This window comes from Burkholderia sp. BCC0405 (assembly GCF_902833075.1).
Lineage (GTDB): Bacteria > Pseudomonadota > Gammaproteobacteria > Burkholderiales > Burkholderiaceae > Burkholderia.
In genome coordinates this window covers 24,888-34,760 of the sequence record NZ_CADFEO010000035.1, presented here as the reverse complement: position 1 = coordinate 34,760, position 9,873 = coordinate 24,888, and the positions used below count along the sequence as shown (strand labels likewise).

Here is a 9,873-nt window from a genome sequence, read left to right as displayed (position 1 = left end):
GCGACGTATTCACCAGTGGCGCGCGCAACAGTCCCATTACCGGCGCCGTGGTTTTGCCCCGCCTGTCAGTTAGCATCTACGGCTGTAGTACTAGTCGACCGACGACCCCATCGGCACGTCGCCGACGACCACGCCTTTCAACCCCTTCCGCAACGCCGTCACGTTGTCTACACCGTTCAGTTGCTCGAACGCCCGTTGCGCTTCCTCCCAGAGAGCGGCCGCCCGTTCGTACAGGCGCCGCCCCTCCTCGGTGAGTTCGACAAGGCGGCTTCGGCCGTCGGTGGGCGACGGCTTGATCGTGACGAAGCCGTCGCGCTCCAGGAAGCCCACCATCTTCCCCATCGCCGTTCGTTCGATATCGAGCCGTTCCGCAAGGGCATTGACCGGGGTACTTCCCACTTCGCGCAGGGCGGCCAGGGTAAGGAATTGCGTGATGCGCAGCCCCGAGGGCTCGAGATGGCTATCGTAGAGTCGGGTGATCTGCCTGCTCGCCTTCCTGACGGTGAAGCAGTTGCATTGATCGATTCCGAGCGGCTGGTTAACGGGCAACATCGGTTGCACTCCTGATTTCGGTTCATTGCGCGAACGCCACGCACGTGTCGCGCGGCGGTTCGGTGGTAGCCATGAATGATAGCCGGGAGCGACAGCGCCGGCGTACGATCTGCGCACCGCGTGGCGCGCCGCCGAATCCGGCCCGTGTCGACTGCGGTGTTCAAAGCCCTGCCGGCGGTGTGATGTAGCCGGGTATTTCGGCCGCGAGCGTGCGCTTCAGCACCGCTGTCCCCTCGTCGGCCATGACCTCGCTCTTGCCGGCGGCGAGCGCGTCGTAGGTCTGTCGCACGACGTCCACGGGACTGGCTTTAGGCACGTCGATGCCGTTGGTCAGGTCGGTATCCACGAACCCGACGTGCAGGCCGAGAACCTGGATGCCACGCTCGCGCAGGTGAAAGCGAAGCTGGTTCGTGTAGCTCCAGGCGGCGGCTTTCGACGCGGCATAGGGCGTCAGATTGGGCCTCGGAAGCCACACGATGTCGGAAAGCACGTTGATGATGGCGGCGTGCCGCTGGGCCGCCAATATCTGCTCGAAGGCCTGTGTGACGCGCACCACGCCGTAGTAGTTGGTATCGAACATGCGGGTGGATTGCGCTTCGACGTCGGCCGCGAGGGGCCCGTCGATCAGAGCGGCAATGCCCGCGTTGTTGATCAGCAGAGTCGTGTCGGCCGCCAGCTTCGCGGCCTCGGCGATCGACGCCGGATCCGTGACATCGATCCTGACCGGCACGATGCCCGGCTCGTCGAAACCGCTCATGTTGCGCATACCCGCGTACACTTTCGCCGCCCCGCGCCGAAGCGCCTCGCGTGCAAAAGCGAGTCCCAGGCCGCGATTGGCACCGGTGATGAAGACGGTGGCGTTCTTGATATCCATGACAAGCTCCTTTTTCAAAAGCCGCGTGCCGGGGGCGGTGTCGACGCCATCCACGAGCGCGCGGGTGGCTGGCTCAAAGAAAGACGTGGTCCGGCAACTGCTTCGAAAGCGACTCCCGCAGATGGGTCGCGAGAGTCAGTACGGCGCCAAGCGGGCTCATCCGCACGCTGACGCGCGGCACCGAGCCATCGGCATTGCGATCGACGACCACGACCGCGCTCAACGTTTCGCCGCTCGTCAGAACGGCCTCGTATTCGAGAAAAAGCCGCGTGCCGACAGCTTGAACAAACGTAGGCGTCTGCGAGACATAAAAAGTCCCGACGGCGTCGACGGCGAGCCGGATTTCGTCGCGCCCGATGACGGGCGCGCGCAACACCGAGCTGACCAGCTCGGCGTCGGCCGTCAGATCATCGAGAAACGGGTGACGCTCATCTTGAGTGAGTGACATTTTCAAACCTCCCGGTTCGTTTCAACGACGCGTTCACACGAACGCGTCCCGATATTTCTCGACGAACTGCTGGACCGACAGCGCCGGCGTTCCGGTGATCTTCTCGACGGCATCGTTGGTGCCCGAGAAGATGCCGTCGCGGTAGTTCTGCGCGACTTCGACCAGATGCTGCGTGAGGAACGGCGGAAACTTGTAAAGGGTTTCCATCTTGATTCGGAATTCCTCGATGGAAGTCGGCGCATATTCGATCCGGGCGCCGAGCACCTCGCTCATCGCGTCTGCGATCTCGACGTGGTTCATCTCGACGGGGCCGTGGAGCGTGTAGGTCTTGCCCTCGTGGCCTTCGGGGTTGGCGAGGATGCGGGCGATCACGCGCCCCTGATCGTCGCTGGCGATGGGCGCGTGACGGCCGTCGCCAAACGGAAATTCGATCTTCTTCGTGGCCCAAATCTCCCGCGCAAAATGCGGATAGACGAGCCAATCGGCAAAGAAGGTCGGGCGCAAATGCGTCGTCGCGACACCCGACCAATCGAACACCTGCTCGGAGACCCAGTGATCCTGTGCCGCGTGGCTCAGCGACGCCCGGCGCGCGGAAATCTGCGACATGTTGACGATCGCCGTGACACCCGCTTCCTTTGCTGCCTGCGCGAAATAGGCCGCGGCCCCGATGATCCCCGGCGCGATCGGATGAAGGAAATACGCCGATCGGATGCCTTCCATCGCTGCCCGAATGTCGTCGATGTCGGTGAAGTCCCCGACCGCGACATCGACACCGCGCTGCCTCAGCGCTGCCGCCCGATCATCATCCGTGCGCACATAGGCCCGCACGCGCTTGTGCATCTTGAGCAGTTCGTCAATGGCAATACCTCCGGTGCGTCCGGTTGCACCGCTCACAAGAATTTCAGGCTCGTTCATCGCTTCGCTCCTTTCGAAAATGAGAGCATATGCTCCCTTGGCACGAAGGTTAGGAGTATATGCTCTCATTGTCAAGTTTTTCTGGTTCGCCAGTACATCGAGGAAAGTCACGCCGCAGCCGGCGGCGGCATTGCGAGCCGCGCATCGACGGGCTGCTGCGCAGGTGCCCGGCAATGCGAAGCGCCTGCGGGCGTCGCTTGCGGCTGATCAGCCAGATGTATGAGGGGCCGCTGCCACGCCTGGCGCGGACATTTGAGCGTCCATCCGCGGGCGAGAGCGAACGGCTGAAATGGCCGGGAGCCGTCGGCTGAAGTCGCCCCCGGCTGTCCCGCATCACCGCATTTGAACGGCAAGCCAAAGCCCGGATTCGCCACGCCACTCGACGAACACTAAAAATCGCGGCGCGAACAGGTACTCGGTAGATATCGGCGGCTCACCCGTCTGAAGCCCCTCGCCGGTCGGCGCTTCGACGGATTCCGACGCACCTCGACAGCACACCCCAACCTTCACAATTCATTTAACTTTCCGTGAGGACTTCGACACCGGCCGCTGACTACGATAGGCGCATGTTTTCAGGACCCGCTGCCAGGAGCCCATCATGCCCACCCGCAGACATCTGCTGTTCGCCGGCGCTACCGGCCTCGCCGTGCTCGCGACCCTGTCGTCCGCCGGCCGCCGCGCGCTGGTCGGCCGCGCGTTCGCCGCGCCGCCGGTCACCCCGCAGACGGCCGCCCCTTTTGAAGTCACCCTCAGCGACGCCGAATGGCATCGCCGGCTCACGCCCGCCCAGTACACGATCCTGCGCGAAGCCGGCACCGAGCGGCCGTACACCAGCCCGCTGAACGACGAGCACCGGCAAGGCACGTTCGCGTGCGCCGGCTGCAACCTCGCGCTGTTCTCGTCGGCCACCAAGTTCGACAGCCATACGGGCTGGCCGAGCTTCTGGAAGCCGCTCGACCACGCGGTCGCCACCCACACCGACACGTCGTTCGGGATGATCCGCACCGAAGTGCACTGCCGCCGCTGCGGCGGCCATCTCGGCCACGTGTTCGACGACGGTCCGCAACCGACCGGCCTGCGCTACTGCATGAACGGCCTCGCGCTCACCTTCCACCCTGCCGCCGCCTGATCCGGCCCCGAACTCCCGCCCGACTGGAGAACGCACCATGCTGCTCATCGTCCTTGCCTACCTCGGCGGCGTGCTCACGATCCTGAGCCCGTGCATCCTGCCCGTGCTGCCGTTCGTGTTCGCGCGCGCCGACCAGCCGTTCGTACGCACCGGCCTGCCGCTGCTCGCCGGCATGGCGATCACGTTCGCCGTCGTCGCGACGCTCGCCGCCGTCGGCGGCGGCTGGGTCGCGCAGGCGAACCAGGCCGGACGCTGGGTCGCCATCGTGCTGCTCGCGATATTCGGCCTGACCCTGCTGATGCCGCGCCTCGCGGAGCACCTGACCCGCCCGCTCGTCGCCGCCGGCAACCGTCTCACCGGCTTCGCACAACGCGACGGCCGCCCGGCCGGCCCGGCGTCGTCGCTGCTGCTCGGCGTCGCGACCGGCCTGCTGTGGGCGCCGTGCGCGGGCCCGATCCTCGGGCTCGTCCTGACCGGCGCCGCGCTGCGAGGCGCGAGTGTCGGCACGACGCTGCTGCTGGTCGCATACGCGGCCGGCGCGGCAACGTCGCTCGGCGTCGCGCTCGTGATCGGCGGCAAGGTGTTCGCCGCGATGAAGCGTTCGCTCGGCGCCGGCGAATGGATCAAGCGCGGGATCGGCGTGGCGCTGCTGGCCGGCGTCGGCGCGATCGCGCTCGGCCTCGATACGGGAGCGCTCGCGCAGTTGTCGACCGTGACCACGGGCGGGCTCGAGACGAAGCTCGTCGACCGGCTCGGCGGGCGTTCGAACGGCGCACCCTCGGCGATGCCCGCGACGGGCGATGCCGCCGGCCACGCAAGCGGCGGCGCGATGATGGCCGCGGTTGCCGATGGCGCGCAGGCCGGTGGCGGCGCAATGGCCGGCGGCGCGATGCTGCGCACGGCCGCCGCGACACCTGCCGCGCTGCCCGTCGAAGGCACGCTGCCGTCGCTCGACGGCGCGGTGCAGTGGCTGAACTCGCCGCCGCTGACGGCGGCCGGCCTGCGCGGCAAGGTCGTGCTGGTCGATTTCTGGACCTACTCGTGCATCAACTGCCTGCGCACGTTGCCGTACACGAACGCATGGGCGCACAAGTACGCGCCGTACGGGCTCGTCGTGATCGGCGTGCACGCGCCGGAGTTCGCGTTCGAGCGCGACATCGGCAACGTGAAGAAGGCCGTGCATGACCTCGGTATCGACTACCCGGTCGCGATCGACAACGGCTATTCGATCTGGCGTGCGTTCGGCAACGAATACTGGCCCGCGCACTATTTCATCGACGCGCAAGGCCGGATCCGCCATCACCACTTCGGCGAAGGCGAATACGCGCAATCGGAGCGCGCGATCCAGTCGCTGCTCGCCGAGGCCGGCCATCCGGAAGCGCTGAACGTGCCGCTCGGGCTCGCCGCCGCACCCACGAAGGGTGTGCTCGCGGCAGCCGACGCCGCGGACGTCCGTTCGCCCGAAACCTATGTCGGCTATGCACGTGCGGAGAGCTTCACGTCGCCGGGCGGCGTCGTGCGCGATGCGGCGCACCGCTACGACGCGCCCGCGCACCCCGATCTCAACGACTGGGGCCTCGCCGGCACGTGGCGGGTCGGCGCGGAACGCGCGTCGCTCGACGCGCCGTCGGGACGGATCGTCTACCGCTTCCACGCCCGCGACCTGCACCTCGTGCTCGGCCCGGGCGCGAACGGCCAGCCCGTGCGCTTTCGCGTGACGATCGACGGCACGGCGCCCGGCGCCGCACACGGCACCGACGTCGATGCGCAAGGCTACGGCACCGTGACCGGCCAGCGCCTGTACCAGCTGGTCCGGCAGCCCGGCGCGATCGCCGACCGCACGTTCGCGGTCGAGTTTCTCGATCCCGGCGTGAATGCGTATGCGTTCACGTTCGGCTGATCCAGGCTGATCCCGGCTGGACGCGGCGCACCGGTGCCGCCTCCGCGCTACCCGATTTCCATACCGTCTTCCGAAGGAGCACACCGTGAACACCATCTCCCCCCGCGGTCCCGCGCCGCAACGGCGCACGGCGATGCTGCGCCGCATCGGCGCGATCGCCGTCGCGGCCGCCGCCGTGTTCGGCTACCAGCGCATCGTCCATTCCGCCGAGCCGATGCGCACCGTGCCCGCACCGGCGCTCGACGAAACGCCCGGCGCATCGCACGACGAGACGGCCGTGCTCGCCGGCGGCTGCTTCTGGGGCGTGCAGGGCGTATTCGAGCACGTGAAGGGCGTGAAGCAGGTCACGGCCGGCTATGCGGGCGGCGCGTCCGAAACCGCGCACTACGCGCTCGTCGGCTCGGGGCTGACCGGGCACGCGGAATCGGTTCGCATCGTCTACGACCCGACCCGGATCACGTACGGCCGGCTGCTGCAGGTGTTCTTCTCGGTCGCGCACGATCCGACCGAGCTCAACCGGCAGGGCCCCGACGAAGGGCCGCAATACCGGTCGGCGATCTTCCCGACCACCGCGCAGCAACGCGCGGTCGCGACCGCGTACATCGCGCAGCTCGGCACCGCGCACGTGTTTCCGGCGCCCGTCGTCACGCGCGTCGAGGACTACAAGGGGTTCTACCCGGCCGAGGCCTATCACCAGAACTACCTCGAACTGCACCCCGACGCGCCGTACATCGCGTACAACGACATGCCGAAGATCACCGGGCTGAAGCAGCACTTCCCGGCGCTGTACCGCACCGACCCGGTACTGTGGCGCGATGCGGGCTCGTGACCCGCAAGCGCCCGCGTGACGGGCGATACCCGCCGCGCGGCCGGGGGCACGTGCGGCCACGCACGGCCGGCGCAGCCGCCTTCGAGCCGGTTTGCGCTGCATCAACGAAACCGCGGCCGCCGTGACGGGGCAAACCCGCATCGCGTCCGCCGAGACAGGCAACTTCGCGTAGACTTCTCCAGATCCCCGCCGCGTCGTGCGGCGCCCGGAATCCCAGTCCAGCCTGGAGACGTCACGCATGCGCGCAGTGCCCTTCCCTGACAGCGGCACCCTTGGAGAACCCTCTTCCGGCGCGGCCGTGCGCGACCTGCGCCGCGTGCCGATTCATCCCGATCACTGGTATCCGCTCGCGTGGTCGCGCGAGCTGAAACGCGGCAAGACGCTCGGTGTGCGCTTCGCCGGCGAACCGATCGTGCTCGTGCGCACCGAATCCGGCGCCGTGTACGCGCTCGAGGATCGTTGCGCGCACCGCCAGGTGCCGCTGCACGCGGGCGTCGTGAGCGGCGAGACGCTGCGCTGCTGCTATCACGGCTGGACCTACGCGTGCGACAGCGGCCGCTGCGTCGACGTGCCGTATCTCGGCCGCGAGCGCCTGCCCAACGGCGTGCGCGCGTATCCGTGCCGCGAAGCGCACGGGCTGATCTTCGTGTTCCCGGGCGATGCGACGCTCGCCGACACGCGGCCGTTCCCCGCGCTCGAATCGGCGGACGACCGCGCATACAAGACGCGCCGTTTCGGCCGCGAGGTCAAGTGCCACTACTCGTTCATGCACGAGAACCTGATGGACATGAACCATCAGTTCCTGCACCGCAAGCAGATGGGGCAGATGCGCGCGCGCTCGGTGGGCCGGCGGCGCGGCGACGACTGGGTCGAGGTCGACTACACGTTCGCGCGGATGGAAGGCAAGCAGCCGGTCGGCGAGGCGCTCGTGTTCGGCGCCAGCAAGAAGCCGGCCGACCAATCCGACAAGAGCGTGATGACGGTGCGCACCGGCTATCCGTACCAGACACTGCAGATCCGCTCGAGCGAAGGCACGCTCGTGATGGATCTGTGGATTGTCTATGTGCCGCTCGACGCCGAGCAGCGCACCAACCGCACGTTCGGAGTGCTGTCGATCCACAAGCCCGGCATCCCGTTCGCGCTCGATCTCGCGTGGCCGCTGCTCGTCTGGTTCACCGAGCGGATCTTCCGCGAGGATCGCTGGATCGTCGAGCGCGAGCAGGAAGCGCACGACGCCCAAGGCGCCGACTGGAACCACGAGGTGTTTCCGGTCATCAACGAGTTGCGCGACCTGCTGCGCCAGTGCGGCGCACGCACGGTGATCCCGATCCGCGACGCACGCGACGGCGCGTGACGCGAGTGGCGCGTGACGTGAATCGCGCGCGCCGTTACAACCTGAATGCGCCCGGCAGCAATGCGTGGGCCGTCGTAACCTCGACGGCCCCTTTCAGGTTGGCCAGGATCACTTCGATGTCGGGCGTGCCGATCTCGATGATCACCTGGCGGCACGCGCCGCACGGCGCGATCGGGCCATCCGTGTCGCCGACGACCGCGAGCCGCGCGAAATCCCCCGGACGATAACCGGCGGCGATGGCAGAAAACATCGCCGTGCGTTCCGCGCAATTGCAGAGCCCGTAGGATGCGTTCTCGACATTGCAGCCGTGAAAAACCGTCCCGTCGCGCGCCTGTAGCGCCGCGCCGACCTTGAAGCGCGAATACGGCGCATACGCGCGTTCGCGCGCCGCCTTCGCCGCTTCGATCAGTTCGTGTCGTTCCATCTCGTCGTGCCTCCGATTGTGTGCCGGAATGTATGAGCGCGGCCGCACCCAGCCATCGCGATACTCGCGTGACGTGAAGCGGGCCGCTGTTGTCCGCACCGTGCGATCGGTCAGTCGATCCGCTGATAAATGGTCGGCGGCGCGTCGCCCGTCTCGCCCAGCACGTAGCTGCGCTGGATCGCGTCCACCGCGTGCGCCGCGGCGGCAGCGTCGCGGGCATGCACGTAACCGAGCGGCTGGCCGGTTTCGACACGCTGCCCGATTTCCGCGAGCGCCGTCAGGCCGACACTGTAGTCGATCGCATCCGCCGCGCGCGTGCGGCCGCCGCCGAGCGCGACGACCGCCAGCCCGAGCGCGCGGCAATCGACCCGCTGCACCACGCCGCTCGTGCGCGACGGCACCGGCACGATCACCTCCGCCCGCGCGAGATGACGTGCGGGCGCGTCGAGCAGGTCCGCAGGGCCGCCGAGCGCCGTGACCATCCTCGCGAAGCGTTCCGCCGCCGCCCCCGTATCGAGCGCGTGCTGCAACTTCGCGCGCGCGTCCGCGACGTCGCGCGCCAGCCCACCGGTGACCAGCAGCTCTGCCGAAAGCGCCATCGTGACGTCATGCAGGCGCACCGGACGCGATTTGCCCGTCAGGTAGTCGATCGCGCACGCCACCTCGAGTGCATTGCCCGCGCACGGCGCAAGCGACTGGTTCATGTCGGTGAGGATCGCCGTCGTCTTCATGCCGGCGCCGTTGCCGACGTCGACGATGCTGCGGGCCAGTTCCGCCGACTGCTCGGCGGTCGGCATGAATGCGCCCGAGCCGACCTTGACGTCCATCACGAGCCCGTCGAGTCCGGCCGCGAGCTTCTTCGACAGGATCGACGCGGTGATCATCGCGACCGACTCGACGGTCGCCGTCACGTCGCGAATCGCATAGATGCGCATGTCGGCCGGCGCCAGCCGCGCGGTCTGTCCGATGATCGCGACGCCGACGTCTCGCACCGTGCGGCGAAACGCGTCCGTATCGGGCGTCACGTCGTAGCCGGGAATCGCGCTCAGCTTGTCGAGCGTGCCGCCGGTATGGCCGAGCCCGCGGCCCGAGATCATCGGCACGTAGCCGCCGCACGCGGCCACCATCGGCCCGAGCATCAGCGACACGACATCGCCGACGCCGCCGGTCGAATGCTTGTCGATCACCGGTCCGTCGAGATCGAGCGCATGCCAGTCGAGCACGTCGCCCGAGTCGCGCTGCGCGAGCGTCAGCGCGACGCGCTCGTCGACGCTCAGGTCGTTGAAATACACGGCCATCGCGAACGCGGCCACCTGGCCCTCGGTCACGCTGCCGTCGGTCACGCCGCGCACGAACGCGGCAATCTCGTCGCGATCGAGCGGCTGCCGGTCGCGCTTCTGGCGAATGAATTCCTGCGGTAAGAACATCGTTGCTTCTCCTCGATCGGT

At 67.8% G+C, this 9,873-nt stretch carries 10 protein-coding genes; 4 read left to right on the top strand and 6 right to left on the bottom strand.

Annotated features, from left to right (window positions below; all coding sequences use genetic code 11):
• Positions 1-90 precede the first annotated feature (90 nt).
• From HWX36_RS35260 to HWX36_RS35245, 4 genes are all read right to left on the bottom strand, one after another.
• Positions 91-552, bottom strand: coding sequence for a MarR family transcriptional regulator (locus tag HWX36_RS35260; RefSeq protein ID WP_175958353.1), 462 nt, complete (start codon positions 550-552; stop codon positions 91-93).
• 160 nt (positions 553-712) lie between these two features.
• A complete protein-coding gene (locus tag HWX36_RS35255) occupies positions 713-1,426 on the bottom strand; it encodes an SDR family oxidoreductase (RefSeq protein ID WP_175958352.1) in 714 nt (237 codons plus the stop codon).
• A gap of 73 nt (positions 1,427-1,499) precedes the next feature.
• Positions 1,500-1,874 carry a hypothetical protein gene (locus tag HWX36_RS35250; RefSeq protein ID WP_175958351.1) on the bottom strand — a complete coding sequence of 125 codons (375 nt, stop codon included), beginning with the start codon at positions 1,872-1,874 and terminating at the stop codon, positions 1,500-1,502.
• Between the two features lie 33 nt (positions 1,875-1,907).
• On the bottom strand, positions 1,908-2,789 hold the full coding sequence (locus tag HWX36_RS35245) for an NmrA family NAD(P)-binding protein (protein WP_175958350.1): 882 nt from the start codon (positions 2,787-2,789) through the stop codon (positions 1,908-1,910).
• Between the two features lie 598 nt (positions 2,790-3,387).
• On the opposite strand from HWX36_RS35245, the gene msrB reads away from it, so the two are divergent.
• The 4 genes from msrB to HWX36_RS35225 all read left to right on the top strand — a co-directional run bounded on the left by msrB (position 3,388) and on the right by HWX36_RS35225 (position 8,001).
• Positions 3,388-3,918 carry a peptide-methionine (R)-S-oxide reductase MsrB gene (msrB, locus tag HWX36_RS35240; protein WP_175958349.1) on the top strand — a complete coding sequence of 177 codons (531 nt, stop codon included), beginning with the start codon at positions 3,388-3,390 and terminating at the stop codon, positions 3,916-3,918.
• A gap of 37 nt (positions 3,919-3,955) precedes the next feature.
• A complete protein-coding gene (locus HWX36_RS35235; protein WP_175958348.1) occupies positions 3,956-5,818 on the top strand; it encodes a cytochrome c biogenesis protein DipZ in 1,863 nt (620 codons plus the stop codon).
• Between the two features lie 133 nt (positions 5,819-5,951).
• Positions 5,952-6,647 carry a peptide-methionine (S)-S-oxide reductase MsrA gene (gene msrA, locus HWX36_RS35230; RefSeq protein WP_175958355.1) on the top strand — a complete coding sequence of 232 codons (696 nt, stop codon included), beginning with the start codon at positions 5,952-5,954 and terminating at the stop codon, positions 6,645-6,647.
• A 238-nt stretch (positions 6,648-6,885) separates the two neighbouring features.
• Positions 6,886-8,001: an aromatic ring-hydroxylating dioxygenase subunit alpha gene (locus HWX36_RS35225; RefSeq protein WP_175958347.1), complete on the top strand. Its 1,116-nt coding sequence runs from the start codon at positions 6,886-6,888 to the stop codon at positions 7,999-8,001.
• A gap of 34 nt (positions 8,002-8,035) precedes the next feature.
• Here the strand turns inward: HWX36_RS35225 and HWX36_RS35220 are convergent, their stop codons facing one another.
• Complete coding sequence (locus tag HWX36_RS35220) at positions 8,036-8,425, bottom strand: cytidine deaminase (RefSeq protein WP_175958346.1); 390 nt, start codon at positions 8,423-8,425, stop codon at positions 8,036-8,038.
• A 110-nt stretch (positions 8,426-8,535) separates the two neighbouring features.
• Positions 8,536-9,852: a thymidine phosphorylase gene (gene deoA, locus HWX36_RS35215; RefSeq protein ID WP_175958345.1), complete on the bottom strand. Its 1,317-nt coding sequence runs from the start codon at positions 9,850-9,852 to the stop codon at positions 8,536-8,538.
• Positions 9,853-9,873 lie beyond the last annotated feature (21 nt).

What these genes read in the sequence shown, in the direction of transcription:
- HWX36_RS35235 (WP_175958348.1), top strand. Translation starts at nt 3,956, where the DNA reads ATGCTGCTCATCGTCCTTGCCTACCTCGGCGGCGTGCTCACGATCCTG.
- HWX36_RS35255 (WP_175958352.1), bottom strand. Translation starts at nt 1,426, where the DNA reads ATGGATATCAAGAACGCCACCGTCTTCATCACCGGTGCCAATCGCGGC.
- HWX36_RS35250 (WP_175958351.1), bottom strand. Translation starts at nt 1,874, where the DNA reads ATGTCACTCACTCAAGATGAGCGTCACCCGTTTCTCGATGATCTGACG.
- deoA (WP_175958345.1), bottom strand. Translation starts at nt 9,852, where the DNA reads ATGTTCTTACCGCAGGAATTCATTCGCCAGAAGCGCGACCGGCAGCCG.
- HWX36_RS35245 (WP_175958350.1), bottom strand. Translation starts at nt 2,789, where the DNA reads ATGAACGAGCCTGAAATTCTTGTGAGCGGTGCAACCGGACGCACCGGA.
- HWX36_RS35225 (WP_175958347.1), top strand. Translation starts at nt 6,886, where the DNA reads ATGCGCGCAGTGCCCTTCCCTGACAGCGGCACCCTTGGAGAACCCTCT.
- HWX36_RS35220 (WP_175958346.1), bottom strand. Translation starts at nt 8,425, where the DNA reads ATGGAACGACACGAACTGATCGAAGCGGCGAAGGCGGCGCGCGAACGC.
- msrA (WP_175958355.1), top strand. Translation starts at nt 5,952, where the DNA reads ATGCTGCGCCGCATCGGCGCGATCGCCGTCGCGGCCGCCGCCGTGTTC.
- msrB (WP_175958349.1), top strand. Translation starts at nt 3,388, where the DNA reads ATGCCCACCCGCAGACATCTGCTGTTCGCCGGCGCTACCGGCCTCGCC.
- HWX36_RS35260 (WP_175958353.1), bottom strand. Translation starts at nt 552, where the DNA reads ATGTTGCCCGTTAACCAGCCGCTCGGAATCGATCAATGCAACTGCTTC.